General features: G+C 54.0%; 26 protein-coding genes, 2 tRNA genes and 1 pseudogene. 4 read left to right on the top strand and 25 right to left on the bottom strand.

The window, feature by feature from the left end; translation table 11 throughout:
* The first annotated feature begins 79 nt into the window (after nt 1-79).
* A complete protein-coding gene (ulaR, locus tag ACLD11_RS13245; protein ID WP_000133620.1) occupies nt 80-835 on the top strand; it encodes an HTH-type transcriptional regulator UlaR in 756 nt (251 codons plus the stop codon).
* On the opposite strand, the gene yjfP is transcribed toward ulaR, so the two are convergent.
* A complete protein-coding gene (gene yjfP, locus ACLD11_RS13250) occupies nt 832-1,581 on the bottom strand; it encodes an esterase (RefSeq protein ID WP_411011532.1) in 750 nt (249 codons plus the stop codon). The two genes, ulaR and yjfP, sit on opposite strands and share 4 nt — an antisense overlap.
* Before the next feature lie 183 nt (nt 1,582-1,764).
* Here yjfP and bsmA point away from each other — a divergent pair, with 183 nt between their 5' ends.
* Both bsmA and yjfN read left to right on the top strand, forming a co-directional pair.
* Nucleotides 1,765-2,094, top strand: a complete 330-nt coding sequence (bsmA, locus tag ACLD11_RS13255; protein ID WP_000586835.1) for a biofilm peroxide resistance protein BsmA — start codon at nt 1,765-1,767, stop codon at nt 2,092-2,094.
* 130 nt (nt 2,095-2,224) lie between these two features.
* Nucleotides 2,225-2,500 (top strand): DUF1471 family protease activator YjfN, encoded by a 276-nt coding sequence (yjfN, locus tag ACLD11_RS13260; RefSeq protein ID WP_411011531.1) that lies wholly within the window; start codon nt 2,225-2,227, stop codon nt 2,498-2,500.
* 44 nt (nt 2,501-2,544) lie between these two features.
* Here yjfN and ACLD11_RS13265 read toward each other — a convergent pair whose 3' ends face one another.
* From ACLD11_RS13265 to nnr, 22 genes and pseudogenes are all read right to left on the bottom strand, one after another.
* On the bottom strand, nt 2,545-4,167 hold the full coding sequence (locus tag ACLD11_RS13265) for an isovaleryl-CoA dehydrogenase (RefSeq protein WP_411014988.1): 1,623 nt from the start codon (nt 4,165-4,167) through the stop codon (nt 2,545-2,547).
* Nucleotides 4,168-4,251: 84 nt separating this feature from the next.
* The gene (locus ACLD11_RS13270; protein ID WP_000943948.1) at nt 4,252-5,415 is read right to left on the bottom strand and encodes a glutathionylspermidine synthase family protein; all 1,164 of its coding nucleotides are present in this window, start codon (nt 5,413-5,415) and stop codon (nt 4,252-4,254) included.
* Nucleotides 5,416-5,417: 2 nt separating this feature from the next.
* Nucleotides 5,418-6,056, bottom strand: a complete 639-nt coding sequence (locus tag ACLD11_RS13275) for a DUF1190 domain-containing protein (protein ID WP_411011529.1) — start codon at nt 6,054-6,056, stop codon at nt 5,418-5,420.
* 9 nt (nt 6,057-6,065) lie between these two features.
* Nucleotides 6,066-6,464 (bottom strand): DUF350 domain-containing protein, encoded by a 399-nt coding sequence (locus ACLD11_RS13280; RefSeq protein ID WP_000547736.1) that lies wholly within the window; start codon nt 6,462-6,464, stop codon nt 6,066-6,068.
* A 17-nt stretch (nt 6,465-6,481) separates the two neighbouring features.
* Nucleotides 6,482-7,165: a YjfK family protein gene (locus tag ACLD11_RS13285; protein ID WP_411014989.1), complete on the bottom strand. Its 684-nt coding sequence runs from the start codon at nt 7,163-7,165 to the stop codon at nt 6,482-6,484.
* 122 nt (nt 7,166-7,287) lie between these two features.
* A pseudogene (locus ACLD11_RS13290) lies at nt 7,288-7,375 on the bottom strand (hypothetical protein); the annotation flags it as partial.
* Nucleotides 7,375-8,073, bottom strand: coding sequence for a PspA/IM30 family protein (locus ACLD11_RS13295; RefSeq protein ID WP_023195857.1), 699 nt, complete (start codon nt 8,071-8,073; stop codon nt 7,375-7,377). The pseudogene ACLD11_RS13290 and the gene ACLD11_RS13295, both read right to left, overlap by 1 nt.
* A gap of 14 nt (nt 8,074-8,087) precedes the next feature.
* Nucleotides 8,088-8,492 carry a YjfI family protein gene (locus ACLD11_RS13300; protein ID WP_411011528.1) on the bottom strand — a complete coding sequence of 135 codons (405 nt, stop codon included), beginning with the start codon at nt 8,490-8,492 and terminating at the stop codon, nt 8,088-8,090.
* A 132-nt stretch (nt 8,493-8,624) separates the two neighbouring features.
* Entirely contained in the window at nt 8,625-9,356 is a 732-nt protein-coding gene (rlmB, locus tag ACLD11_RS13305; protein ID WP_411011527.1) for a 23S rRNA (guanosine(2251)-2'-O)-methyltransferase RlmB, read from the bottom strand.
* Nucleotides 9,357-9,446: 90 nt separating this feature from the next.
* Nucleotides 9,447-11,885: a ribonuclease R gene (gene rnr, locus ACLD11_RS13310; RefSeq protein WP_411014990.1), complete on the bottom strand. Its 2,439-nt coding sequence runs from the start codon at nt 11,883-11,885 to the stop codon at nt 9,447-9,449.
* Between the two features lie 37 nt (nt 11,886-11,922).
* Nucleotides 11,923-12,348, bottom strand: a complete 426-nt coding sequence (nsrR, locus tag ACLD11_RS13315; protein ID WP_001177632.1) for a nitric oxide-sensing transcriptional repressor NsrR — start codon at nt 12,346-12,348, stop codon at nt 11,923-11,925.
* Nucleotides 12,349-12,567: 219 nt separating this feature from the next.
* Nucleotides 12,568-13,866, bottom strand: a complete 1,299-nt coding sequence (gene purA / locus ACLD11_RS13320) for an adenylosuccinate synthase (RefSeq protein WP_000527972.1) — start codon at nt 13,864-13,866, stop codon at nt 12,568-12,570.
* A 102-nt stretch (nt 13,867-13,968) separates the two neighbouring features.
* The gene (locus ACLD11_RS13325; protein WP_001089290.1) at nt 13,969-14,166 is read right to left on the bottom strand and encodes a DUF2065 domain-containing protein; all 198 of its coding nucleotides are present in this window, start codon (nt 14,164-14,166) and stop codon (nt 13,969-13,971) included.
* Nucleotides 14,167-14,244: 78 nt separating this feature from the next.
* The gene (gene hflC, locus ACLD11_RS13330; RefSeq protein ID WP_001232417.1) at nt 14,245-15,249 is read right to left on the bottom strand and encodes a protease modulator HflC; all 1,005 of its coding nucleotides are present in this window, start codon (nt 15,247-15,249) and stop codon (nt 14,245-14,247) included.
* Nucleotides 15,250-15,251: 2 nt separating this feature from the next.
* The gene (gene hflK / locus ACLD11_RS13335; RefSeq protein WP_000312505.1) at nt 15,252-16,511 is read right to left on the bottom strand and encodes an FtsH protease activity modulator HflK; all 1,260 of its coding nucleotides are present in this window, start codon (nt 16,509-16,511) and stop codon (nt 15,252-15,254) included.
* 214 nt (nt 16,512-16,725) lie between these two features.
* Nucleotides 16,726-18,006, bottom strand: a complete 1,281-nt coding sequence (gene hflX / locus ACLD11_RS13340) for a ribosome rescue GTPase HflX (RefSeq protein WP_411011525.1) — start codon at nt 18,004-18,006, stop codon at nt 16,726-16,728.
* Nucleotides 18,007-18,077: 71 nt separating this feature from the next.
* On the bottom strand, nt 18,078-18,386 hold the full coding sequence (gene hfq, locus ACLD11_RS13345; RefSeq protein WP_001051875.1) for an RNA chaperone Hfq: 309 nt from the start codon (nt 18,384-18,386) through the stop codon (nt 18,078-18,080).
* Between the two features lie 82 nt (nt 18,387-18,468).
* Nucleotides 18,469-19,419: a tRNA (adenosine(37)-N6)-dimethylallyltransferase MiaA gene (gene miaA / locus ACLD11_RS13350; RefSeq protein WP_411011524.1), complete on the bottom strand. Its 951-nt coding sequence runs from the start codon at nt 19,417-19,419 to the stop codon at nt 18,469-18,471.
* Nucleotides 19,412-21,268 (bottom strand): DNA mismatch repair endonuclease MutL, encoded by a 1,857-nt coding sequence (gene mutL / locus ACLD11_RS13355; protein ID WP_411014991.1) that lies wholly within the window; start codon nt 21,266-21,268, stop codon nt 19,412-19,414. Before mutL ends, miaA begins: the two co-directional genes overlap by 8 nt.
* Nucleotides 21,269-21,277: 9 nt before the next feature.
* Nucleotides 21,278-22,600 (bottom strand): N-acetylmuramoyl-L-alanine amidase AmiB, encoded by a 1,323-nt coding sequence (gene amiB / locus ACLD11_RS13360; protein ID WP_000640354.1) that lies wholly within the window; start codon nt 22,598-22,600, stop codon nt 21,278-21,280.
* Nucleotides 22,601-22,617: 17 nt separating this feature from the next.
* Complete coding sequence (gene tsaE / locus ACLD11_RS13365) at nt 22,618-23,079, bottom strand: tRNA (adenosine(37)-N6)-threonylcarbamoyltransferase complex ATPase subunit type 1 TsaE (protein WP_023231648.1); 462 nt, start codon at nt 23,077-23,079, stop codon at nt 22,618-22,620.
* Entirely contained in the window at nt 23,051-24,598 is a 1,548-nt protein-coding gene (gene nnr, locus ACLD11_RS13370) for a bifunctional ADP-dependent NAD(P)H-hydrate dehydratase/NAD(P)H-hydrate epimerase (RefSeq protein WP_411014992.1), read from the bottom strand. The genes tsaE and nnr overlap by 29 nt, the downstream gene beginning before the upstream one ends.
* On the opposite strand from nnr, the gene queG reads away from it, so the two are divergent.
* Nucleotides 24,597-25,736, top strand: coding sequence for a tRNA epoxyqueuosine(34) reductase QueG (queG, locus tag ACLD11_RS13375; RefSeq protein WP_411011521.1), 1,140 nt, complete (start codon nt 24,597-24,599; stop codon nt 25,734-25,736). The two genes, nnr and queG, sit on opposite strands and share 2 nt — an antisense overlap.
* 269 nt (nt 25,737-26,005) lie before the next feature.
* Here queG and ACLD11_RS13380 read toward each other — a convergent pair.
* Nucleotides 26,006-26,081 (bottom strand) — tRNA-Gly (locus ACLD11_RS13380).
* A 156-nt stretch (nt 26,082-26,237) separates the two neighbouring features.
* Nucleotides 26,238-26,313 (bottom strand) — tRNA-Gly (locus tag ACLD11_RS13385).
* Between the last annotated feature and the right edge of the window lies 1 nt (nt 26,314).

Genomic DNA, 26,314 nt, shown 5'->3' on the forward strand with positions numbered 1-26,314 from the left:
GCATTTTTTCCATTTACTTTAGTATTTCCAGGCTATTTCAAATATCATCTTTTCAAATCAATTTGTATCGGAATAGCTCATGACTGAAGCACAAAGACATCAAATACTGCTGGATATGCTGGCACAGTTGGGCTTTGTTACCGTCGAAAACGTGATTGAGCGTCTGGGGATCTCCCCGGCGACAGCGCGCCGCGACATCAACAAGCTCGACGAAAGCGGGAAACTTAAAAAAGTGCGCAACGGCGCAGAGGCCATTACCCAACAGCGGCCCCGCTGGACGCCGATGAATCTGCACCAGGCGCAAAACCACGATGAAAAAGTACGCATCGCGAAAGCGGCGTCGCAGCTGGTAAACCCGGGTGAAAGCGTAGTGATTAACTGCGGCTCCACCGCTTTCCTGCTGGGGCGCGAAATGTGCGGGAAGCCGGTACAGATCATTACCAACTATCTGCCGCTGGCGAATTATCTGATCGATCAAGAGCATGAAAGCGTGATTATCATGGGGGGTCAGTACAACAAAAGCCAGTCGATTACCCTGAGCCCGCAGGGAAGTGAAAACAGTCTCTATGCGGGCCACTGGATGTTTACCAGCGGAAAGGGCTTAACCGCGGATGGCCTGTACAAGACCGATATGCTAACCGCCATGGCGGAACAAAAAATGCTCAGCGTCGTCGGGAAACTGGTCGCGCTGGTCGATAGCAGTAAAATTGGCGAGCGCGCGGGAATGCTGTTCAGCCGCGCCGATCAGATCGCTATGCTGATTACCGGCAAAAATGCCAATCCGCAGGTTTTGCAACAGCTTGAAGCCCAGGGTGTAAGCATACTCCGCGTTTAAAGATGCTGTCGGAAAAACGCTACCGTCGCCGACAACGCTTCTGGCGTAATGCGATGCCGCACGCCTGCGGCCCATAAACAGGTCACATGCTTATCCAGCTTCGCCCCGGCGAGTGCCTGCTGGAGCCGAAAGGTTTCGATAGCAGGCACCACGTCATCCTCCTGACCATGCCACAACAGAAGCGGCCTGTCGGCCAGTCGCTCTAACTGGTGTGTGACTTCCCATTCACGTAGCGGCGCGATGATATTGTCGAATTCCTCCTGCTGTGCCGGGTTCTGCGGGGATAACGGCGGGAAAAGCGTCCGGGCGAGCCCGGTAAAATAGCCCGACCCCATTAAACTGGCCCCGCATTTTACCTCACGGTGACGCGTCATAATACCCAGCGCCGTCATACCGCCCATGGATGCGCCGCCCACCGCCAACCGCCCGTCAAGTAGCCAGTTTTCCGCCTGAATCGCCGCACGTAACGTCGTAAATTCCTGCATGTTTTGGTGCAGAATCTGCCAGAATCGATATATCCGTCCCTGTGAGTCGCCGCCGAAGCGAGCGCCATGCTCCGGCGCATCCGGCATGACTACCCGGAATCCTGCCTGTGCCAGGGCAACGGCAAAATAACTATAAACCAGGCTGGAGGAGGTGAAGCCATGATAGAACACCACACAGGGAAGCGGCACGGCGCGTTTCCCTTCCGGGAAGGCATGTAGTACGGCACCTCCGGCTAATTGTCGTGTTTCAATCGCTATCATTATTCTCTCCTTTTTATCCGGTATGCCACGGAGAAATACTTAACGCAAGTTTATGGATAGCGCAATAATTCATAATGTTTGAGAACTGGGTTACGCTTTCACAACGTTTTCATTCGAAAATCGCGTGACAGGTAACACTTCGGGAACATTCCCCCTAAAGGGAAATCAATAAGGCATTACACTATGATTATCAGGAAACGAGATAGAGTTATGCGTCGGTTTGCTTCATTGATAGCAGCACTGTTATTAAGCGCGTGTAGCGTGCTGCAGGGTACGCCGCAACCTGCACCGCCTGTCGCCGATCACCCGCAGGAAATCCGTCGCGATCAAACGCAAGGACTACAGCGGATGGGGACCGTAAGCGCGCTGGTTCGGGGTTCCCCGGATGATGCAATAGATGAAATCAGAGCGAAAGCCGCCGCTGCGAAAGCCGATTATTACGTTATCTTAATGGTTGATGAAACGGTTGTAACCGGCCAGTGGTATTCACAAGCCATTTTGTATCGTCAATAACAGTAGATTGATTTTTAGTCAGTTTTACATTGCTTTGCGCCCCTATGCGTTTACCTGTGCACAATAAACAAACAGGTTTACCGTGATGGAGCGTCCTGTTAAATGCGGGGTATGTAATAAGGAGCTGACGATGAAACAAGAACTTGCCTTATCCTCACTGTTGCTTTCTGCCGGACTGGTGAGTACGGCGGCACAGTCTGCCGAATTCGCCAGTGCTGACTGTGTAACGGGTCTGAATGAAATCGGCCTGATCTCGGTCAGTAATGTTGCAGGAAACCCACAGGATGTAGAGCGGATTATCGCCCTGAAAGCCGATGAACAGGGTGCGTCCTGGTACAGAATTATTCAAATGTATGAAGAACAACAGTCGGATAACTGGCGCGTACAGGCGATACTCTATGCCTGATGCCGCGAGGCTCGCGCCGAATGGCATGTACTACAGGCCAAACGTTACCGCAGCCCCCCGGTCGCCCTTAGCAGTAAATCATTTTGCACCTGGGCAGGCAGCGGCATTTCGCCGCGTGTATCCAGCATCATCTGACACCACGCTTGCGCCAGCGGCGGCGAGGCATGACGCAGCATTTCCGCTCCGCATCCCAGCAGGAAAAGCTGCTGCGTAATCTCTCTGCCCATTGCTTCGTCCGGTTTGCGTAAACGTTGCTGTAGCTGACGTACCGCGCGGTCGTAATGGCGATCCTGACCTTTGACTTCCGCAAAAGCTTCACTCAATACGTCATAGACGCCGTGTTGTTTTATCAGCACCCGCAGTACATCCAGACACATGATATTGCCGGAACCTTCCCAGATACTGTTCACCGGCATTTCACGGTACAGGCGCGGGAGTTCGCTCTCTTCGCAATACCCCATCCCGCCGAGAACCTCCATCGCCTCAGCCACAAAAGGGATTCCCTGCTTACAGATGGCGAATTTCGCCGCTGGCGTGAATAATCGCGCCCACAATGCCTCTTTCGCCTCGCGACGTTGCTCCCAGGCGCGCGCCAGCCGAAACAAAAGCGCCGTCTGCCCCTCCAGGCATAGCGCCATACGACTTAAGGTTTGTCGCATCAACGGTTGTTCGATCAGCGGCTTACCAAAAGCCTGACGCTGATGAGCATGGTAAATTGCGACTGAAAACGCACGCCGCATTAAGCCATGACTCCCGAGCGCGCAGTCAAGACGCGTCATACCGCCCATCTTTAAGATATGCCGAATCCCTTCGCCCTCTTCTCCCAGCCGCCAGCCGACGGTATCCTGAAACTCGACCTCGGCGCTGGCATTAGATCGATTACCGAGTTTATCTTTCAGGCGCTCAAGACGAACAGAGTTCCGTTGCCCGTCTGGCAGGAAACGCGGCACAAAGAAACAGGATAGTCCTCCTTTTGCCTGCGCCAGCACGAGGTGCGCATCACTTTGCGGCACAGAGAAAAACCATTTATGTCCCACCAGCCGATATGAATCATCCGCCAGCCGCTCCGCGTGGGTCGTATTACTGAGTACGTCAGATCCGCCCTGCTTTTCCGTCATTCCCATGCCGATAAGCAGTCCCCGTTTTTGCCCGCCCGGCAGCAAATGCGAATCGTAACGATCGCTGCGCAGCGGCGCCAGCCAGTCATGGAAAGTGGCGGGAAGCATCTGCAATAGCAACGGCGTCGCGGCAAAGGTCATCGTGACAGGACAGAGTGTCCCCGCTTCTACCTGAGCATGTAATACAAAACGCGCCGCCCGGGCGACAAAACTTCCCGCCCTTGCCTCGTCCTCCCAGGCCAGGTTATGTACCCGATTAGCGCAAAGCCCCTGCATCAACAAGTACCAGGCGGGATGAAAGCGAACGTCATCCAGACGCTGTCCCTGGGGATCGTAACGCAGCAACTCAGGAGGATACGCGTTCGCCAGACGCCCCAGTTCCAGTGATTCCGCCGTTCCCAGTTGTTGGCCAATGCTGGCGAGAAGATCGCTATCCCATCCCGCTCCTTCCCGGGAAACCGCTTCACACAGCGCGCCATCAGACAGGAATAAGTTACTGTTATTGAGCGGAGCTGGTTGATTAAAGACGGTATGTGTTTGCCAGGACATGGTGTCTCCCTCCTTCAATGGCGCTGAAGTCAAGTATGGTCATGACCGCGCCATTGACGCCGGAGCAAGATCACAAAAGTATGATTAACCGGCAATATAATGTGGGACGAAACGGGAAGTATCTTTGGTAATTAGCGTATTGTCCTCGCGAATCCCCATTCCGGAGGCTTCATCGTCAATGATCCAACTGCCAATCAGCGTATAGCTATCGCCAAAGCGCGGCAAAGGCTGAAACGCCTGGTAAATCATCGGCTCGTCAGCGTAGTCGCCGTCGGCATGATCGATAACATTTTGCCGCTCGTCAAAAATCGTGACGTTGCCGCCTTCACGTGAATAAATCGGCTTCCGTACGCTGCTTTCACCTGGCGCTGCGAGCGACTTTTCTCCCTCAAACCAGGCCGGCAGAAGATTCGGATGGCCAGGGAAAAAGCGCCACAATAACGGCAACAGCCCTTTGTTACTCAGAATACTTTTCCACAATGGCTCAATCCATTGCTCACGCCGTTTTCGCAACAGCGGGCCGTTGTCGTCGCGCATCATCCATTCCAGCGGGTAGAGCTTAAAGGCGCGGCGAATCACGTTATCGTCCAGATCGGTCAGCACGCCGCCTACGCCAAGCCCCAGTTCTTCAATATAGATAAATCGCGTTTCCTGGCCCGCCTGCTGCGCGCAATCCTGAAGGTACAGCACCGTCGTGCGATCTTCGTCGGTATCTTCACAACAGCAAAAGTAGAGCGGTTCCCGACTGTACAGCTCGCTGAAGCGGGCGATCAGCCGCTCCTGTATCGCGTTGTATTGATCGGCATCACGCGGGATGGCGCCACTACGACGGGCATCCTCCAGCCATAGCCATTGAAAGTAGGAGGACTCATAGAGCGACGTCGGCGTATCCGCGTTGTATTCCAGCAATTTAACCGGATCTTTGCCGCACCAGACGAAATCCATCCGCCCGTAAAGCGAAGGATCGCGGCTGCGCCAACTTTCGGCGATGACATCCCAGTACAATGGCGGGATCGCCAACTGCTGCATGATCTGCTCATCCCGGACGGCCCGCTCGACAACCTCCAGACACATTTGATGAAGCTCTGCGGTCGGTTTTTCGATCTGTTCTTCAATTTGCCGTAATGTAAAACGGTAGGCCCGGCTTTCATCCCAGTAAATTTCGTTATCGATAACATGAAAGTCAAAACCGTGATCGCAGGCGATCTTATCCAGATCCCGGCGTACCGGTACGTTGTGTCGTAGCATGGTTAGCCTCCCCAGTGCCCGCGGGCGCTGGAAGAACGGCCATAGCCGCCGCGGGAGACGGTGGACGCTTTCCGTGTCGTATAACCAGGGCTGGTCGCGGTATCGCTTTTCCCTGTGCCGCTGCGCCACGCATAGTCGCCGGACGTAGTGCGCCAAACGGGACGGGAGGCGTAGGATGAACCGCCGCTGCTATAGATGTATTGTTCGTCACGGTTCTGGCGAATCGCGCGGCTGAGCAAAAAGCCGCTTAATACCGGAACCCAACTCCGATCGATGCTATCAAAGTAGCAAGCGCCAAACTGCGACTGACAGCTCTCCTGCGTCAATTGCTTAGGCACATTCGCGTAAAATTCTGTTTTCGCGTTATTCCAGCCGTCAGCGCAAACGCTGGCGCTATTGCCATCGTCGATACAGTCGTTCACCGTGGCGTAAAACGTCCCATCGCCGTCGTTGTCAGTATTGCCGCCATCACCGCACCCTTTCAGGAGAAAAAAGGCCGCTCCGCCCATAATCGCCAGCGTCAGGCATTTTGGCGTGTAGCGATTTCGTTGCCGCTCAAAGGGATTAACCGGTTCGGCTATCCGTCTTATTGCCGAATGGCCTACGCCGGATGTTCTTCTGGATTTTCGTTTTTTTGCCATGATCTTCCGTTACCATGTCATACAGGCAGCGTTAAAAATACCGCCAGCCAGCGCTGCGGTTCCCATAAATAGCCCCGCCGCCACGTTGTGATGAATAATTTTTTCGCTCAGCGTAGGCATGTATAACCTTACGCAGCCATAAATCAGCAGTTGAATCACCAGCGCAATGCCGCCCCAGGCAAAATAGTCCGGGATGCTGACCGAGTTTATCGCCGCGCTGGATAAGGGGATGACATAGCCCAGCAACGTACCGCTAAAGGCCAGCGATGCCGCAGTATTGTTATTTTTTATCAACTGCCATTCATTATGCGGCGTTATCTTTGAGTAAATAAAAAGAAATGCAATGACCATTGCCGCGCCAATAAAAAAATAGGCGCAGAAAGCCAGTAATGCGTCCAGTATATGCATAATTTCCCTGTATGTGCTTAACCAATAACCGTCAGTGAAGTGAGCGGGATATCCACGCCGAGGGCGCGTGAAAACACCCATTCAGGCTCACCGCGCTCGTTAAATGATTCTTCCCCGTTCAATAAAAGATACTCCCAGGCGTCGTCCGTCACCTGGCGCTGGAAGCCCATCGTAAAATTGTGAACGTCCCATTTCTCTGGCTGCTGATTTTCAACCTTTTCCAGCATATAGACAGGTTCAATATTGCCCGGCTCTTCATGGTTAAAAAAGCGCTGCCAGCGCCGTTCTTGCCAGTTGAGCGTCATCGGCCCTATTGCCGCTGGCGCAATGGCTGAACGCCAGTGACGTTCCTCGTTAATACCGAAACTTTCCTCATATACAAAAAGTTTGATGTCATCAATGTCGTCAACATCCGTGCCGCCAGTGGTGTTAATTTGTAGAAACTCATCGCCAGAGGTGTAGTAGCGAAAAATCTGACTACCGCCGCCTAAATCTATGCGACTCGCTGCCGCGACAGTGTATTTTTCACCCGGTAGCTCCACCAGCAACGACGACTCCAGTAGCCGGAATGCCAGCGTATCCAGCGTGAAACCGGCGTTAAGATGTAATCCTAATGGTCCGCGAATCGGCGCTGGCGCGCTTGTTTTACCGAGCAAACGCTGAAAAAATTGCATCATAGGGGAACCTCTATCTCTTGCCATGCGACCTCTTCAGCCAGAATGCGATTGTCGTTGAGCATAATGCCATTTGAGATCGCGCATTCATGTGCCGTCTCGTATGAAAGCGACGAAGCTCAGCACGGTAGCGCGCTTTCGCGCTACCGATAACAAAGCAGATACTGCCCGATAAACAAGCCAGGTCAGTCTGGAAAAATGCCGCTGGCAGGTTTTGACCACCCACGTAAAGAGCATTACTCGCCTTGTTGACGCTGCAAGCGCGCCAGCACATCCTGGGCGCAGCTTTTGTTGGTTGCGCCAATACCGGCCTGCGCCAGTTTTTCGTCCAGGTCGCGTCCATCGGCGACTTTTTCCAGCTGCGCGGCGGCATCCAGCCGGGCCTGGCGCTCAGCCTGCCGCGTTTGTAAACGTTTAAGCGACTCCGCCGCCGTAGACACATTCGACGCGGCTCCGACGGTCGAGGTCGTCACCGCCTGCTGCGCGCGCTGCATGGCTTCTGTCGCCTTAACCACTTCAAGTTGCTGCTCAAACTGCGCAATCCGCTGGCCTGTCGCCGTTACTGCCTTTTCCACCGCATCGCGAGAGGCTTCCAGATTAGTCAGCACCTGTTCTTCGGCAAGAATGGCATTTTCCAGACGGGCTATCTCTTCCGCCACTTCGTTGAGTAAAGCGGCGTCGACATTCTTACTCATTGCCGCCAACGCCCGCGTTTCAAGGCTGGCTTTACGCTCACGTAAATCATTCAGCTTGTCATGACTTAGCTTCACTCGCGCCAATAAATCCACTCTGGATTTACCCGCTTTATCCAGCTCGGCTTTTGCGTCGCGAATATGCTGCTCCAGCATACGTACACCCTGTGCTTCATCAATGGCTTCTTCTGCCTGAGCAACGAATGATTTACCTAACGTGAACAAACTTTTTAAAATTCCCATGTAAGCCGCCTGTATTATTCCTGTGAATAGACTTGTGTTATTTCAGCGATATCCAACGCATTTTCTACAAGCGTGGTGATTTCCAGCGTCACGTCGGCAAGCGACGAATTTAACGACAACGCGCCAAAAGCGACATAATATTCCTCCTGTTTTACCTGGGTAATACCGACCGAAGACAGCGGTAAAACCTTCTGATTTCTCAGTAAGAAAAGATTAAATTCCGCGGTATCTTTAATCGTATTTACCGGACATATATAAGTCTCGATAACTATTTGTTGCGAGGTAAATAAAACCGTCAGTGGTAAATCACCATAATCATTCATTTTTATTATTAATGAAGATTCATTATTTTCTATATCAATATATAATTCGGCGATGTTGTTTAATGCATCCGCCAGCGTCCGTGGAGTCCATGCCATATTTTTATCTCTATCTCATTTTTATAAATAAAAGAAATTACAGGGTAGGTTTTGCTTTTTATATTACCAGCCAAAGATAAAAAAAAACCATCCGATTATGGATGGTTATTTTCTTAAAAAATACTATTAGCGTCAGGTGCGCTGGCGAACGGCTTCAAACAGACAAACCCCGGTCGCAACAGAGACATTCAGCGACGACACGCTACCGGCCATAGGAATGCTGATCAGCTCATCGCAGTGCTCACGGGTCAGACGACGCATACCTTCACCTTCTGCGCCCATGACCAGCGCCATGCGGCCAAGCATTTTGCTCTGATACAGCGTATGGTCAGCCTCGCCCGCCGTCCCGACAATCCAGATATTCTCTTCCTGCAACATGCGCATCGTGCGCGCCAGGTTGGTGACGCGGATCAACGGCACGCTTTCCGCTGCGCCGCAGGCGACTTTCTTCGCCGTCGCGTTAAGTTGCGCGGAGCGGTCTTTCGGCACGATTACCGCATGTACGCCTGCGGCATCGGCGCTGCGCAGACAGGCGCCAAGATTATGCGGATCGGTGACGCCATCGAGGATCAACAAAAAAGGGCGATCGTGTAATGCGATCAGATCCGGCAGATCGTTTTCCTGATACTGCCGGCCTGGTTTCACACGAGCGATAATGCCCTGATGCACGGCACCGTCGCTTTTCTCGTCGAGATATTGGCGGTTTGCCAGCTGGATAACCACGCCCTGGGACTCAAGGGCGTGAATCAGCGGCAACAGACGTTTATCTTCACGGCCTTTTAAAATAAAGACTTCCTGAAAACGTTCAGGGGCGCGCTCCAGCAGGGCCTGCACTGCGTGGATGCCGTAAATCATTTCGCTCATTAATGTACTCATTGTTTACGTTTTGCCGGGGGCGCTACGCTTGCCCGGCCTACAGATAATTCACTCTCTTCTGTTTGAAGAGGGTATTGCTCACTCTGCCGCTTTTTTCTTCGCCGCACGCTTCGCTTTGGTCGCTGCGGCTATTTTCTGCGTTTTAGCCGATGGCTTTTTTGCTTTTCTCGCGTCTTTTTTCGCTGCTTTCGGCTTCGCTTTTTTCTCGCCGCGGAAGGCGCTATCAGGCTCGAAGTTAACTTTTTTACCTACCTGACGACGTTTACCGGCGTTTTTACTTTCACCTTTTTTCGCTTTTTCACGCGCCGTTTTGCCGACGTTACGCGGTGCGCGCTCGCTGGAGATCAGGCTAAAGTCAATTTTCCGTTCGTCCATATTTACCGCTTCGACGCGTACCTCGACCCGGTCGCCCAGGCGATATGTCTGCCCGCCGGACTCGCCAATCAGACGTTGCCCTACCTGATCGAAGCGATAGTAATCGTTATCCAGTGAGGAAACGTGTACCAGCCCATCGATAAACAGTTCATCAAGACGGACAAAGAAGCCGAAACCAGTGACGCTGGCAATCACGCCCTTAAAGACGTTGCCTACCTGATCCAGCATAAAGTCACATTTCAGCCAGTCGGAGACATCACGCGTCGCTTCATCAGCGCGGCGTTCCGCCATCGAACAGTGCTGGCCGAGCTGCAACATCTCTTCCATCGAGTAGTGATAACCGCCCGTTTCTGTGGTGTTGCCCTTATTCCCTTGCTCTTTCGCCAGCAGGTACTTAATGGCGCGGTGCAAAGAAAGATCCGGATAGCGGCGAATCGGCGAGGTAAAGTGTGCATAAGACTGCAACGCCAGGCCAAAGTGCCCGCGGTTTTCCGGATCGTAAATCGCCTGCTTCATTGAACGCAGCAGCATAGTTTGCAGCATTTCGGCGTCCGGCCGGTCGGCAATCGATTCAAGCAGTTCGGCATAATCGCGCGGTTCCGGTTTATTTCCGCCCGGCAGCTCCAACCCCAGCTCCGCCAGTACGGAGCGGAATGAGGTGATCGCTTCGGTGGTGGGCTTATCATGAATACGGAACAGCGCCGGCTCTTTAGCTTTTTCGACAAAGCGCGCCGCCGAGATATTCGCCATGATCATGCACTCTTCGATAAGCTTATGCGCGTCATTACGCTGGGTCTGTTCGATACGCTCAATGCGACGATCGGCGTTAAAGATAAACTTCGCCTCTTCGCTCTCAAACGAGATCCCCCCGCGCTCTTCACGCGCTTTATCCAGCACTTTGTAAAGGTTGTGCAGCTCTTCAATATGCTTCACCAGCGGCGCATATTGTTCACGCAGATCCTGATCGCCCTGCAGCATATGCCAGACTTTGGTATAGGTCAGACGCGCATGGGAGCTCATCACCGCTTCATAGAATTTGTAGCCGGTCAGCCGACCTTTCGCCGAGATGGTCATTTCACAGACCATACACAGCCTGTCAACCTGCGGGTTTAGCGAACACAGGCCGTTGGAGAGCACCTCCGGCAACATTGGGACAACCTGTGACGGGAAGTAAACCGACGTGCCGCGATTGCGCGCCTCGCGATCCAGCGGCGTTGGCGGCCGTACATAATAGCTCACGTCAGCAATAGCGACCCACAAACGCCAGCCGCCGCCGCGTTTTTTCTCACAGTAAACCGCGTCGTCAAAGTCACGGGCATCTTCGCCATCAATCGTGACCAGCGGCAAATCGCGCAGATCGATACGACCGACTTTCGCCTCTTCCGGCACCTCTTCTTTCAGCCCGGCGACCTGCTGCTCTACCGCCTGCGGCCAGATGTAAGGTATTTCATGGGTACGCAGCGCCATATCAACCGCCATACCGGTGCCCATATTGTCGCCCAGCACTTCGACGATTTTCCCTACCGCTTTAGTACGGCGAGTTGGACGTTGGGTCAGTTCAACCACGACCACGAACCCCATCCGCGCGCCCATGACGTCTTCTGGCGGGATAAGAATGTCGAAGCTTAGGCGGCTGTCGTCCGGCACGACAAAGCCGACGCCCGCATCGGTGAAATAACGCCCGACTATATGACTGGTTTTCGGTACCAGTACACGGACGATACGCGCTTCGCGGCGACCTTTGCGATCGGCGCCCAGCGGCTGCGCCAGCACCTGATCGCCATGAATACAGGTTTTCATCTGCTCGCTGGAAAGGTACAGATCGTCTTTGCGGCCTTCGACACGTAAGAAACCGTAACCGTCACGATGACCGATCACGGTGCCTTTCAGCAGGTCGAGGCGTTCCGGCAGCGCATAGCACTGGCGGCGGGTAAAGACCAGTTGTCCGTCGCGCTCCATCGCGCGCAGGCGGCGACGCAAGGCTTCAAGCTGCTCTTCGCCTTCAATATTCAGTTCTACGGCCAGTTCTTCGCGACTGGCCGGTTTTTCACGTTTCGTTAAATGTTCGAGGATAAATTCCCGGCTCGGGATAGGGTTCGCGTATTTTTCTGCTTCGCGTTCCTGGAAAGGATCTTGTGACATTGAGGTTCCTCCATTGTCATCTCTAATGAAGTTTACTTCACTCCACCAGTAATAATTTATAAAGCGGTTGATTCTCTTCAACCAAATCGGCAAGCGTGTAGTTATCCAGCTCCTTGAGAAAACTTTGCACGGCCTTAGAAAGCGCCTGTTTCAGACGACAGGCAGGGGTGATGTGGCAAAATTCGCTGCTACAGTTGACCAGTGATAAGGGTTCCAACTCACGCACCACATCGCCAATACAAATAGTATTAGCCGGTTTACCCAGGCGGATACCGCCATTTTTTCCCCGAACGGCAGTGACAAAGCCCGCACGGCTAAGCTGATTGATAATTTTGACCATATGATTACGGGACACGCCGTAGACTTCTGTCACCTCAGAAATACTGGTCATTCGTCCATCTGGTAACGACGCCATATAGATTAGCGCACGTAAGCCGTAATCGGTGAAACTCGTTAACTGCACATCAACCTCAGGAAAAGGGAAAACGGGATATAACTTATCTGTATTGATGATAAACCAGCCACCTGTCAGGCTGCTAATTTATTTCGGTTCAGGAAGGAAAAAAGCGGGGAACAATGACGCATTTGAGCCGAAGGATGATGCAAAGCATCTTATCCGGCCAACAAATGCGTACTCATCATAGACCCGGTAAGCGTAGCGTTACCGGGCATCATCCATCAATTACGCGTCGAACGGGTCGCGCAGAATCATCGTCTCAGTACGATCGGGGCCGGTAGAAATAATATCAATCGGCACGCCGGTCAGTTCTTCGATACGTTTGATGTAGTTCAGCGCCGCCTGCGGCAGACCGCTACGATCTTTCACACCGAAGGTGGATTCAGACCAGCCCGGCATGGTTTCGTAAATCGGCTCTACACCTTTCCAGTCGTCAGCTGCCAGCGGAGTGGTAGTCACTTCGCGACCATCCGGCATACGGTAAGCCACGCAGAGTTTCACCTCTTTCAGGCCATCCAGCACATCCAGTTTGGTCAGGCAGAAGCCAGACAGGGAGTTCAGCTGTACCGCACGACGAACGGCAACGGTGTCCAGCCAGCCGGTACGACGACGACGACCGGTAGTGGCGCCGTATTCGTTACCCTGCTTGCAGAGGAACTCGCCGGTTTCATCAAACAGCTCAGTCGGGAACGGACCTGCACCTACACGAGTGGAGTAAGCTTTGAGGATACCCAGAACGTAATCAACATAACGCGGGCCCAGGCCGGAACCGGTCGCCACGCCACCTGCAGTGGTGTTAGAAGAAGTTACATACGGATAAGTACCGTGGTCGATATCCAGCAGGGTACCCTGCGCACCTTCAAACATGACGAAATCGCCACGCTGACGCGCCTGGTCGAGCAGGTCCGAAACGTCAACAACCATAGAAGTCAGGATGTCGGCAACAGCCATCGTATCATCCAGAACTTTCTGGTAATCAACCGCTTCAGCTTTGTAGTAGTTAACCAACTGGAAGTTGTGATATTCCATCACTTCTTTCAGTTTTTCAGCGAAGGTTTCTTTGTCGAAAAGGTCACCAACACGCAGACCGCGACGTGCCACTTTATCTTCATAAGCAGGCCCGATTCCACGACCGGTGGTGCCGATCGCTTTCGCGCCACGCGCTTTCTCACGCGCGTTATCCAGCGCAACGTGATAATCAAGGATCAGCGGACAGGCTTCAGACAGCAGCAGACGCTCACGAACGGGGATGCCACGGTCTTCCAGTTCTTTCATCTCTTTCATCAGCGCGCTCGGAGACAGCACAACACCGTTACCGATGATGCTGGTTACATTCTCGCGAAGAATACCTGATGGAATAAGATGGAGAACGGTTTTTTCACCGTTGATTACGAGAGTATGGCCTGCGTTGTGACCGCCCTGGTAGCGTACAACATATTTAGCCCGTTCAGTCAGAAGATCGACGATCTTTCCTTTACCTTCGTCACCCCATTGGGTGCCCAGTACGACGACGTTGTTACCCATTTTTCAAAATCACCGTTTGCTTAAAAATGGATTCTACCATCGCTTTTTCAGATATACAGCACTTTTTGCACTCAATCTGCGGCAAATCCGACCACTTTTTGCTCAGCCAATCGTTTTCCTCAACATGTAGTAGACCACAACTCCCGCGACCACAAGTCCGCCGCCAAAACGTCGTAAAACATTTTCCGGCAGTTGCGCCAGTGCAGAAACCATTTTTTTCCATGCGCCGGGATACAGCATCGGTCCCAGCCCTTCGAGGACTAATACCAGAGCAAGCGCCAACCAGATTGTTGAATTCATTTATCACCCTTATAAAAGAAAACCACCGGCATCCTTTGGATGCGGTGGTTTTGCTGGTCTAAAACCGCTGACGCTATTTTAGCGTGTCGTCGAACTCGGTGTCTTCATGTAGCGGAAGAAATCGCTGTCCGGGCTCAGTACCATCACGTCCTGATTACCTTCGAAGCTCTTCTCGTAAGCGCGCAGACTACGAATGAACGCGTAGAAATCAGGGTCCTGACTGAACGCGTCGGCAAACAGCTTCGCGGCTTCAGCATCACCTTCACCACGCATGATACGCCCCTGACGCTCGGCTTCCGCCAGAGTTTTCGTCACCTCATAGTCAGCAGCCGCACGCAGTTTTTCCGCTTCTTCCTGACCTTGTGAGCGATGACGACGCGCGACCGCTTCACGCTCGGCGCGCATACGGTTGTAAATCGCCTCAGAAACCTCGGTCGGCAGGTTGATCTGCTTAATACGCACATCGACCACTTCGATACCCAACGCCGCCATACTGTTCGGGTTGATGACCGGTACTTTACCTTTGGTTTCCGCCGTGACGCGTTCCGCCGCTTCGGCAATCGCGTCATCCGCCGCCGGGGTCGCCACTTCATCATCGGTACCGGCTGAACCGGAGTTCAGCGCGTCGCGCACTTCCAGAGTCAGACGACCACGAGAATCGGTCACGATGTCTTTTACGTCCAGGCGACCAATCTCAGAACGCAAACGGTCCGAGAATTTACGTTTTAACAGCACTTCGGCTTGCGAAATATCGCCGCCGCCGGTCGCCAGATAGTAACGGCTAAAGTCGCTGATACGCCATTTGATGTAGGAGTCGACAATCAGGTCTTTCTTCTCTTTAGTCACAAAGCGATCGGCCTGGTTATCCATCGTCTGGATACGCGCATCAAGCATTTTCACTGATTCAATAAACGGGATCTTAAAGTGCAGACCCGGCGCGTAAACCAGCGGTTTGTTCTCATCGTCACGCAGAACTTTACCAAAACGCAGCGTAATGCCGCGCTCGCCCTCTTTGACCACAAAGACGGACATGTAGAGCACTACCAGCACGATGATGATAATCGCAATAACTGACTTACGCATCGTTATTCCCCCTGACGCTGGTAGTCGTTACGCTGCGCATTCGCGCGGCGTTGGTCCATAATATCGCCCTGATTTGAGGACGACGTGTTGCTTGCTCCGCTGGCGTTAGACTTTGTGGACGGCGGCAGGCGCAGCAGGTTGCTGGCGCTATTGTCGCTCTTTGCCGCCGGCGCATTCCCGCCTTTCAGCATCTGATCTAACGGCAGCACCATTAAATTACCGCTCTTGTCGTTAACCAGTACTTTACGGGTATGGCTCAGCACTTTTTCCATCGTTTCAATATACAGACGCTCGCGCGTAATCTGCGGCGCGGCTTTATATTCCGGCAAAATCTTCGCAAACCGGGCGACTTCACCCTGCGCTTCCAGGATAGTCTGGGTTTTATAGGCGCGTGCCTCTTCCAGAATACGCTGTGCCTGACCGTTGGCGCGCGGCTGAACTTCGTTGGTATACGCTTCCGCTTCACGAATGTACTGCTGCTCGTTTTCACGTGCGGCAATCGCGTCGTCAAAGGCGGCTTTCACCTCTTCCGGCGGGCGCGCAGCCTGGAAGTTCACGTCCAGCAGGGTAATCCCCATGTTGTACGGTTTGATAGTCTCTTCCAGCTCGCGTTGGGTATCGCTACGAATAACGGTACGACCTTCGGTCAGGATGCGATCCATCGTGTATTTACCAATGACGCCACGCAGCGCGCTGTCGGTGGCCTGACGCAGGCTATCGTCCGGGCTGGTCACGCTAAACAGATATTTCTGCGGATCGGTGACGCGGTATTGCACGTTCATTTCAACGCGCACGACGTTTTCATCAGACGTCAGCATCACGCCTGACGCCGCCAGTTCGCGCACCGCTTCGACGTTCACCGGCGTGACGTCGTCAATAAATGTCGGCTTCCAGTTCAGACCTGGCTCTACCAGATGGCTGAATTTACCAAAACGCGTCACAACGCCGCGCTCGGCTTCTTTAATGGTATAAAAACCGCTGGCCGCCCAGATAATGACGACTGCCGCCGCGGCGATGGCGACAATACGGCCTCCCAGTTGCGGACGCGGGCCTTGCGATGAGCTACCGCCGCCGGAACCGGTGCCTTTACCGCCCCCAAAACCACCGAGTTTTTTACTCAGCTTACGGAAGATATCATCCAGATCGGGAGGTCCCTGATCGCGGCCACCTTTGTTTCCATTTCCCCCAGAGTTGCTGCCAGGTTTGCTGCTTCCCCACGGGTCGCGGTCCTGTCCGTTATTACCGGGCTGATTCCACGCCATTTTTGTGCTCCATATTTGTTATGCGGTGATCCCCGTTGTCTTTCGACCTCAGAGGATAAGGCGAAATTACTCCATGCTTCAGACGAACCGCCGTTACAGACATCATCTTTCAGGCTACGCCTTGAGTGGCGGCTTTTTTACCCCAGGTCACTTCGTTGTGAGCTCCTGAAATTCTCTCAGCTACCGCTTCAATACGACCTGAATGACTTCGCGTCTAGATCACGTATTCGATCAACGCCGGTTCTTGTTTACAGAGGCGACGCCAGTCGACAATCGGCATTCGTACCTGCAGACTGACGCTACCGTCTTCCTCCATCCACTCTTTTTCTATTGCCTGAAGCTGATAAAACCGGCTTCTCAGACGCCCTTCCTGCGGCGGCAAACGCAGCGTATGCTGCGCCACCTCGCCGGAAAGACGCTCCGTCAAAGCCTGAAAAAGCTGTCGTATTCCCACGCCGCTTTGCGCTGAAAGCCAAACGCGGATGGGTTTATTCTCTTCATCTCTGTCGATACGCGGTTCAAAGTCGTCCAGCATATCGATTTTGTTCATCACCATTAAGGTGGGTATTTCGTGAGCGTCAATCTCTTCAAGAACGGTGTTTACCGCCTCGATGTTTTCCTGCACACGAACATCCGCCGCATCGACCACATGCAGCAGCAGCGTCGCCTGACGCGTCTCCTGCAGGGTAGCTTTAAAGGCAGCCACCAGATCGTGCGGTAAATGGCGGATAAAGCCTACCGTATCCGCCAGAACGGTTTCACCGACATCCGCGACATCAATACGACGTAACGTGGGGTCCAGCGTCGCAAATAGCTGATCTGCCGCATAGACCCGCGCTTCAGTGATCTGATTAAAAAGGGTGGATTTTCCGGCGTTGGTATAGCCCACCAGCGATACCGTCGGAACGTCGGCCTTGATGCGCGACTGCCGCCCCTGCTCACGTTGCTTCTCAACTTTCTCCAGGCGCGACTGAATCTGCACAATGCGATTACGCAGTAAACGACGGTCGGTTTCGAGCTGGGTTTCACCCGGACCGCGCAAACCAATCCCGCCTTTCTGACGTTCAAGGTGGGTCCAGCCACGCACCAGACGCGTAGCCAGATGGCGTAGCTGCGCCAGCTCAACCTGCAACTTACCTTCATGGGTACGCGCACGTTGGGCAAAAATATCTAAGATAAGACCGGTGCGATCGATAACCCGGCACTCGCACAAACGCTCCAGGTTTCGCTCCTGGGCTGGACTCAATGCATGATCAAACAATACGACCGCTGCGCCAGTCGCTTTCACGGCTTCCGCAATTTCAACTGCCTTACCTTCACCTACAAAGTACTTCGGGTGCGGTGCTTTACGGCTACCGGTAATCACCTGCATTGCTTCGACACCGGCGGAAGAGACCAGAGATTCAAACTCCTGGAGGTCTTCCATATCTTTGTCTTGCGAAAAATAGATGTGTACCAGTACCGCCTGCTCACCGGCATCATAACGGTCAAACAAGCGTAAACCCTCTTAATAACCAGCGGGGGCGATTATCCGACGCCCCCGACATGGATAAACAGCGCGTAAACTTATTCAGTCTCTTCGCTGTCCTGTTGCGCAGTAGAACCCTGCGCGTTGCTACCGTGATGGTAGTTATTGCTGGCGCCGCCACCGGCATTGTTGCTGTGATGGGAAACCGGGCGAGACGGGACAACAGTAGAAATCGCGTGCTTATAAACCATCTGGCTGACCGTGTTCTTCAACAGGATCACGAACTGATCAAAGGACTCGATTTGACCTTGCAGCTTAATACCATTCACCAAATAAATAGAAACTGGAACACGTTCCCGACGCAATGCGTTCAGGAACGGATCTTGTAAAGATTGCCCCTTAGCCATTCTCTTTTCCTTATATGCTTATTTGTACTTTGAACCTTTCGATTCTGAAAAATTGCGCACGATACGTCTCAATTGTACACATTCAGTCTGCGATAGCACCAACAACCTGTAATACTTCTTTTCGCGTCCGATCGGGATTCTCACTGTCAAGCCAGCGCACCCCTTCCCAACCGCGCAACCAGGTCATCTGGCGCTTCGCCAACTGTCTCGTGGCGCAAACACCTCTATAAACCATTTCATCATATGAGATTTCGCCCTCAATGTATGACCACATCTGGCGGTATCCCACACAACGGATGGAAGGCAAGTCCGTATGCAAATCTCCTCGGGCAAAAAGCGCCCGGACTTCTGCTTCAAAACCTGAAGCCAACATCTGATGAAAACGCAGTTCAATGCGCTGATGGAGCAGTTCACGGCTCGCCGGGGCGATAGCGAACTGATGCACCTGGTACGGTAGCGCGTCTCCTGACGTTTGCGTTAGCTCCGTTAAAGTTTTACCCGAAATGAAAAAAACTTCCAGTGCCCGGGAAAGTCTTTGCGGATCATTTGGATGAATTCGCGCGGCGGCAACCGGATCTATCTCCTGAAGTTGCTGATGCAACGCCTCCCATCCAAGCTCCGCTGCTTGCTGCTCTATCCGGGATCTGACTTCCGGATCTGCTGAAGGCAGCGGCGATAACCCTTCCAGCAATGCCTTAAAATACAGCATGGTGCCGCCCACTAACAGCGGGATACGCCCCGCAGCGGTGATCTCCGACATTTGCGCTAACGCGTCGCGGCGAAAATCCGCCGCCGAATACGCCTGCGACGGGTCGCGTATATCCAGCAGTCGATGCGGCGCCGCTTTCAGCTCATCGGCATTCGGCTTAGCCGTGCCAATATCCATTCCCCGATAAATGAGGGCGGAATCAACGCTTATCAACTCTACTGGCAAAACTTTACGCAGTTCTATCGCCAGCGCCGTTTTGCCGGAGGCCGTCGGCCCCATCAAAAATATCGCCTTAGGCAGGCTCGCCTTGCTTACATCATTCATGCTTCAGGGCGTTCATCGCCGAATGTAAATCAACAGGTTGTAACAGGCCACCCGGCGGCGCTTTTACCAGCTGCGGACATAGCCGCTCAACATCCGCCAGCAGCGATATGGCCTGCGCCATCGACCACTGCGGATGTTCGCTCTGCACATTACGCGCTATCCATTGTGCAATATTGACCGTTGCAAATGTGGTCTGTTGCGCCAGGTAGCCTATCAGTTCAGGAATCAAGATTTGTAAATTTTGTTGTCGTAAGGGTAAAGGCACCGCCCGAATGGTCACATGCTGCGCATCTGACTGAAATTCAATACCCAATTCTCCCAACAAAGATTGGGCTTGTTGCAGCGCGGCTTTTTCATCGGCGCTCACTTTTAAACGCAGCGGAATCAGCAACGGCTGCGCGCAAACCGGACTTTGACCCGGTGTAAGCTGCGCCTGACGCAGCCAACGCTCCGCAACCGGCAGCGACAAGAGCTGGATAGTCCCCGCGTGTTCCAGCAACGCGCAGTCACCGCCGACTATTGTCAGTACGCGACCGAAACTCTGGCTATGTCCATCAAGCGCAGGCGCAACCGGCTCCGGCGCGGGGCTCGTCGCCGGCGTCTGTAAAAGCGCGCGATAAACCTCGCCCTGCTGCTTCTGATAACCTGGCTGCGCGTGCGGCCAACCACCAGCGGTCTGACGCCCGCCGTTACCGCCCGATGCGCCGCCGGAATAACGCGGTATCGCGGGCTCGCGCGCCGCAGTTGGCTCGGCGGGTACAGCAAAATGGTTGCGCCCGGCGGCGATACGGTTTTCCGGGACATGCCGCGGCGCTGGCGCAATCTCCTCCAGCGGCAGCGTCGTTTCCGTCTGCTGTTGCAGAACGCTCAGCACCCCTTGATAGATGAAGTCGTGCACCAGCCGGGATTGATGAAAACGCACTTCGTGCTTGGCGGGATGAACATTGACATCCACCTGATGCGGGTCAATCTCCAGATACAACACAAACGCAGGCTGTTGGTCCGCGCCCAGTTTATCTTCACAGGCCTGGCGAATGGCATGGTTGATCAAGCGGTCGCGCATCATGCGGCCATTCACATAACAGTACTGGATCTCCGTTAACGCCGTGGTGGTGTGATTCGGATCGGCGACCCAGCCGCGCAGGGTCAGATCGCCATGCTGCCACTCGATCGCCAGTGCCTGTTCGAGAAACGGCGTCCCGCAGATGGCGCCTAACCGACGCTCTTTTTGCCCGTCCTTTGCGACAGCGCGATACTGCCGTACCAATTTGCCGTTGTGCGACAGGTTAAGCGTGACGTCAAAGCGGGCCAATGCAATACGACGGATGATTTCATCGATGTGATTAAATTCCGTTTTTTCAGTACGCATGAATTTGCGCCGGGCGGGCGTATTATAAAAGAGATCCAGAACTTCCAGGGTGGTGCCGACCGGGTGCGCGGCGGGTTTTACCGTCACGTCCATGTCACGCCCTTCCGCATACGCCTGCCAGGCTTCCGCCTGCTCCGCCGTACGCGACGTTAGCGTCAAACGCGAGACCGAACTGATACTCGCCAGCGCTTCGCCGCGAAATCCCAGACTGATAATCGCTTCCAGATCGTCAAGCGAGGCGATCTTACTGGTGGCATGACGGGCCAGCGCCAGCGCCAGTTCCTCTTTTTTAATGCCGCAGCCATTGTCGCGAATACGAATAAGCTTCGCGCCGCCACGCTCGATGTCGATATCAACGCGGGTGGCGCCTGCATCCAGACTATTCTCTACCAGCTCTTTAACAACCGACGCAGGGCGTTCCACCACTTCGCCAGCGGCGATTTGGTTCGCAAGCTGCGGCGGCAGAACCTGAATCGGCATGAAATCTCCTTAATTCGCGGCGGTTATGGCGCCAGGCTGGTTGGTACTGGCCGTCTGGCCTGGGCCGCCCTGCGGCGCAGACTGAATCGGATGCGCTGCAAAGTACTTACGCAACCCCCGATATATAGCGTCAGCAATCTGCTGCTGATAGCGGTCGCTCGCCAACAATCGCTCTTCGCCGTGATTACTGATAAAGCCCGTCTCCACCAAAATGGACGGGATATCCGGCGAACGCAACACGCCCAGGCTCGCGTGTTCCGGGCGACGTTTATGCAGCGACCCCACGCCGTCGAGTTGGCTTAGTACGTTCGTCGCCACATCATACCCTACCCGCTGCGAATGACCGAATTGCAAATCCAGTACCGCCTGGCTCAGGTAAGGGTCTGACTGACTGTTCGCCAGCACATCGCCAGCGCCGCCTAACAGTTCGGATTGCTTCTCATGCTGCTCAAGCCAGTTTGCCATTTCGCTGTTCGCGCGACGATTGGACAATACCCAGACGGAGGCGCCGGTGGCGTCGCGATTTGGCGCGGCATCCGCATGAATAGAGACAAGGAAGTTGGCGTTTTGCTTACGCGCCACGTCAGACCGCCCCATCACCGAAATAAAATAGTCGCCGTCACGCGTCAGCACGCCTTTAAACATCGGATCGTTATTCAGCAATGTGCGTAACTTACGCGCGATGGCGATGGTGACATTTTTCTCGCGCGTACCGCCCGGGCCTATTGCGCCGGGGTCCTGGCCTCCATGTCCGGCATCAATAGCAATCACCACTTTATCGCCAGCGCCTGCCGACGCGCGCGCCGCAGGCCGCGTAACGGTATTGCTGCTGGTTACGCCGGTCAGGCGATCATCAGAAGATTTAAACGGATTACGGGCCGGCTCCGTCGGACGGGGCGCGCTTTCAACCCGTTTCGCGACGACAGGCGGTGGTGGTGGCGGCGGAACATCGGCATTAATGGTGAAAATGACCGTATAGTTGCCGCCGTTTTGCCGCTTCACCGCCTCGGTTTTACCATTTTCCGTCAGATCGACAAGCAACCGTAAAGATTGCGCATCTTTCGGCGTTCCGGCACGGATCGTTTTTACCAGATTGTTACCGCTAAACTGAAGCGGCAGCCCCTGAATCACGCCGGTCTGCCTGATATCCAGCGCCACGGTACGTTTACCGTCCTGTGAGTAAGCATATTCCGGCTCGCCGATAAAACTCAGCGTAATGCGCGCCTGCTGCTCGCCGTTGGACACCTGAATATCAGAGAGACTGGCGGCGCCCGCCTGCGCGCACAGCAGGATTAAGGCTGCTATTACGGCATTTTTGATGCGATAAATCATCCCGCCACCTTATATAGCTAATCGGCTAAACGCGCCAGTAACGAATGACCCGATGAGGATACCGCGCTTACGCGAGCCTCACGCCCCTGCGCCTGGTAATCAATATGGATTTCGACGTCCGGGTCGGGGAGAACGCCTTTACCTTGTTGCGGCCACTCCACCAGACAAATGGCGTCGTTGGCGAAATAATCGCGAATGCCCATAAACTCCAGCTCCTCCGGGTCCGCAAGACGGTACAAGTCGAAGTGATATACCATCATGTTATCAAGCGCATAAGGCTCTACCAGCGTATAGGTGGGGCTTTTTACATTACCGTTATGGCCTAACGCCTGTAAAAATCCCCGGCTAAACGTCGTTTTACCGGCACCTAAATCGCCATACAGATAAATAACGGTCGCGCCATCGCAGGCGTTGGCTACCCGTTGACCCAGCTCTAGCGTCGCCTGTTCGTCAGGTAGCGGAATTACTCGATTCATCATGGTTTACGTCAATCACATCAGGGTTAACAATACGCCGCAGCGTAGTAAAAAGATCGGTCGCCAACATGCCGCGAGCGCCATAACGCGCTGCCAGTAAGTCCGCCGCCGCGCCGTGAGCCACACATCCCACACATGCCGCATCATACGGGGTAAACTTCTGTCCGAGCAATGCGCCGATGATGCCGGACAGGACATCGCCCATCCCGCCGCTCGCCATCCCCGCATTACCAGCGTCAATGATAGCCAGAGGGTGGTGTTCAGCGGCGATAATCGTTCCTGCGCCTTTTAACACGACCACGCCTCCGTACCGTTTTACCAGACGCTGCGCTGAAAGTAAGCGATCACTTTCAATTTCTGCCACAGAACATCCTAACAGGCGGGCCGCCTCTCCCGGATGCGGCGTAATCACGCGATTGTGACGTTTATCAGGATTGATTGCCAGTAGGTTCAACGCATCCGCATCCCACAGCATAGGTTTACGGACGTTTTCTACTTTCTGTAAGGCTTTTTTGCCCCATTCCTGCTGCCCAAGCCCCGGGCCGATCACTACAACGTCAGCCCAGGTCAGGTTCTCTTCCAGCGACTGAGGCGTGAGTTCATGTACCATCAGTTCCGGGCGGGCCGTCAGCAACGGCGCGATGTTTTCACCGCGGGTCAGTACTCTGACCAACCCAGCCCCCGTACGCAGCGCCGCCTCGCCAGCCATCCGAATCGCGCCCGCAGTTCCCTGGTCGCCGCCGATAATCGCCAGACGACCATGATCGCCCTTATGCGAGGTCGGTCGACGCGGCGTTAGCCATTGCCCCAACTGCGTCGCGTCAAAACGCCGGAGCGGCGGCGCCTGGCTCGCCAGCCAGCCTTCCAGTCCCAACGCGTCATAATGCAATATGCCGATAACGTCACGCGCTTTGCCGGTCAGCAGGCCTGGTTTCAGGGCGATAAACGTGACCGTATGCGCGGCGCTTACCACCGCGCCAGGCGTGGCGCCCGTTTGCGCCAGCAGGCCTGACGGGATATCAACGGCGACAACCGGCGCAGGATGGGCGTTCGCCTGTTCAATCAGACCGGCTACCGGGTCGCGCGGCGCCTGGGCTATACCGGTGCCAAGCAGCGCGTCGATAATCAGATCCGTCGCTTCCGGCCAGATAATATCGGCAGCATGGATAATGCCGCCAGCATTCAGCCAGGCATCGCGCGCCTGCGCCGCTTCTTCAGGCAACGGTTTATCGCTTTCCTGCGCCAGCAACGTTACGCTAATGCCCGCCGCTTGCGCTAGTCGCGCCACGACGTAACCATCGCCGCCGTTGTTGCCATGACCACACAACACCAGCCAGTGTCGGGCGTTAGGGTAGCTGTTACGGGCTACCCGAAATGCCGCGTCGCCAGCGCGCAGCATCAATTCATAGAGTGTAAGTCCGAAGGCATCCGCCGCATCGCGTTCCAGCCGTTTGATGTCATCGGCGGGCCAAATGGAGTGTGGTATACTTACAGGGTTTTTCTTCATGTTATGGTCCATCATGTCAAAGCCCCTCGATCTCAATCAGTTAGCGCAAAATATTAAGCAGTGGGGGCTGGAGCTGGGCTTTCAGCAGGTCGGTATTACTGATACCGATCTGCGCGCATCCGAACCTGCGCTGCAGGCGTGGCTGGACAAACAATACCACGGCGAGATGGCATGGATGGCGCGCCACGGTATGATGCGCGCCCGGCCTCATGAACTCTTACCCGGTACGCTACGTGTCATCAGCGTGCGCATGAACTATCTGCCCGCCAACGCCGCGTTTGCCAGTACGTTGAAGAATCCCACGCTGGGCTACGTTAGCCGATATGCGCTGGGGCGTGATTATCACAAGCTATTACGCAGCCGCCTTAAAAAACTGGGCGAGCAGATCCAGCAGTACTGCGGTTCGCTGAATTTTAGACCGTTTGTCGACTCTGCGCCTATTCTTGAACGCCCATTAGCGGAAAAAGCCGGACTTGGCTGGACGGGTAAGCACTCACTTATCCTTAATCGGGAGGCCGGCTCATTCTTTTTCCTGGGGGAATTGCTGATTGATTTACCGCTGCCGGTCGACCAGCCGGTCGAGGAAGGTTGCGGCAAATGCGTCGCCTGTATGACCATTTGCCCGACAGGGGCGATTGTCGAACCGTATACGGTGGACGCGCGGCGCTGTATTTCTTATCTCACCATTGAGCTGGAAGGCGCTATTCCGGAAGCATTTCGCCCCCTGATAGGCAACCGTATTTACGGCTGCGATGACTGCCAGCTTATCTGTCCGTGGAACCGTTACTCTCAGTTGACCGACGAAGCAGATTTTAGCCCACGCAAGGCGCTGCATAACCCAGATTTGCTTGAGTTGTTTAGCTGGAGCGAAGCGCAGTTTCTGAAAGTCACTGAAGGTTCTGCGATTCGGCGCATTGGTCATTTACGCTGGCTGCGCAATGTTGCCGTCGCGCTGGGGAATGCGCCGTGGAGTAATGCCATCATTACGGCGCTGGAAAGTCGCAAGGGTGAGCATCCACTTCTTGATGAGCATATCGAATGGGCGATTGCGCAACAAATTGAAAAGCGGAACGCCTGCATCGTTGAAGTGCAGCTACCGAAAAAACAGCGTCTGGTCAGGGTGATTGAAAAAGGGCTGGTGCGCGATGCCTGAATTATTCACAGGCTGTGTATAAAAATAAAAACACATTGCGATTCAAGAGGGAAAAAAGGAACAGTCAATAATGCCAACGTTTTGAAATCTTATTTTTTCTATATTTTTCAGTAAATTATAGAAATTCTACGCGTCAGGTATAATTTTTTGCATTCCAGGAGTAATGGGCCGCTCTGTGGATAAGTCTGTTTACAAGGATCTGACGAAAGCGGAACAAAACGTGCCCCAACGCGATATTCGTTGTGGATAGTTTTACTGTAGATAAGAATTGGAGCGGGAAACGAGACTCGAACTCGCGACCCCGACCTTGGCAAGGTCGTGCTCTACCAACTGAGCTATTCCCGCATAATCTTCGTTTTTCGAACCGCTACTGCGTCGGCTGCCTTCACTCGCCTGAGTCACTTACTTCAGTAAGCTCCTGAGGACTCATTCAGTTGCCGCCATGTCGCAATTCGAAATCCTGCGATTGGTGGTCTGTACTTAACAAGTACTTTCAAATTTTGGAGCGGGAAACGAGACTCGAACTCGCGACCCCGACCTTGGCAAGGTCGTGCTCTACCAACTGAGCTATTCCCGCA

The sequence above is a fragment of the Salmonella sp. 741265116_PST genome (assembly GCF_046567715.1).
In the GTDB taxonomy this organism is placed as follows: domain Bacteria; phylum Pseudomonadota; class Gammaproteobacteria; order Enterobacterales; family Enterobacteriaceae; genus Salmonella; species Salmonella enterica.

Coding starts and splice junctions, on each gene's coding strand:
- ulaR (WP_000133620.1), top strand. CDS start 80: ATGACTGAAGCACAAAGACATCAAATACTGCTGGATATGCTGGCACAG.
- yjfP (WP_411011532.1), bottom strand. CDS start 1,581: ATGATAGCGATTGAAACACGACAATTAGCCGGAGGTGCCGTACTACAT.
- bsmA (WP_000586835.1), top strand. CDS start 1,765: ATGATTATCAGGAAACGAGATAGAGTTATGCGTCGGTTTGCTTCATTG.
- yjfN (WP_411011531.1), top strand. CDS start 2,225: ATGAAACAAGAACTTGCCTTATCCTCACTGTTGCTTTCTGCCGGACTG.
- ACLD11_RS13265 (WP_411014988.1), bottom strand. CDS start 4,167: ATGTCCTGGCAAACACATACCGTCTTTAATCAACCAGCTCCGCTCAAT.
- ACLD11_RS13270 (WP_000943948.1), bottom strand. CDS start 5,415: ATGCTACGACACAACGTACCGGTACGCCGGGATCTGGATAAGATCGCC.
- ACLD11_RS13275 (WP_411011529.1), bottom strand. CDS start 6,056: ATGGCAAAAAAACGAAAATCCAGAAGAACATCCGGCGTAGGCCATTCG.
- ACLD11_RS13280 (WP_000547736.1), bottom strand. CDS start 6,464: ATGCATATACTGGACGCATTACTGGCTTTCTGCGCCTATTTTTTTATT.
- ACLD11_RS13285 (WP_411014989.1), bottom strand. CDS start 7,165: ATGGCAAGAGATAGAGGTTCCCCTATGATGCAATTTTTTCAGCGTTTG.
- ACLD11_RS13295 (WP_023195857.1), bottom strand. CDS start 8,073: ATGGGAATTTTAAAAAGTTTGTTCACGTTAGGTAAATCATTCGTTGCT.
- ACLD11_RS13300 (WP_411011528.1), bottom strand. CDS start 8,492: ATGGCATGGACTCCACGGACGCTGGCGGATGCATTAAACAACATCGCC.
- rlmB (WP_411011527.1), bottom strand. CDS start 9,356: ATGAGCGAAATGATTTACGGCATCCACGCAGTGCAGGCCCTGCTGGAG.
- rnr (WP_411014990.1), bottom strand. CDS start 11,885: ATGTCACAAGATCCTTTCCAGGAACGCGAAGCAGAAAAATACGCGAAC.
- purA (WP_000527972.1), bottom strand. CDS start 13,866: ATGGGTAACAACGTCGTCGTACTGGGCACCCAATGGGGTGACGAAGGT.
- ACLD11_RS13325 (WP_001089290.1), bottom strand. CDS start 14,166: ATGAATTCAACAATCTGGTTGGCGCTTGCTCTGGTATTAGTCCTCGAA.
- hflC (WP_001232417.1), bottom strand. CDS start 15,249: ATGCGTAAGTCAGTTATTGCGATTATCATCATCGTGCTGGTAGTGCTC.
- hflK (WP_000312505.1), bottom strand. CDS start 16,511: ATGGCGTGGAATCAGCCCGGTAATAACGGACAGGACCGCGACCCGTGG.
- hfq (WP_001051875.1), bottom strand. CDS start 18,386: ATGGCTAAGGGGCAATCTTTACAAGATCCGTTCCTGAACGCATTGCGT.
- miaA (WP_411011524.1), bottom strand. CDS start 19,419: ATGAATGATGTAAGCAAGGCGAGCCTGCCTAAGGCGATATTTTTGATG.
- mutL (WP_411014991.1), bottom strand. CDS start 21,268: ATGCCGATTCAGGTTCTGCCGCCGCAGCTTGCGAACCAAATCGCCGCT.
- amiB (WP_000640354.1), bottom strand. CDS start 22,600: ATGATTTATCGCATCAAAAATGCCGTAATAGCAGCCTTAATCCTGCTG.
- tsaE (WP_023231648.1), bottom strand. CDS start 23,079: ATGATGAATCGAGTAATTCCGCTACCTGACGAACAGGCGACGCTAGAG.
- queG (WP_411011521.1), top strand. CDS start 24,597: ATGTCAAAGCCCCTCGATCTCAATCAGTTAGCGCAAAATATTAAGCAG.
- nnr (WP_411014992.1), bottom strand. CDS start 24,598: ATGATGGACCATAACATGAAGAAAAACCCTGTAAGTATACCACACTCC.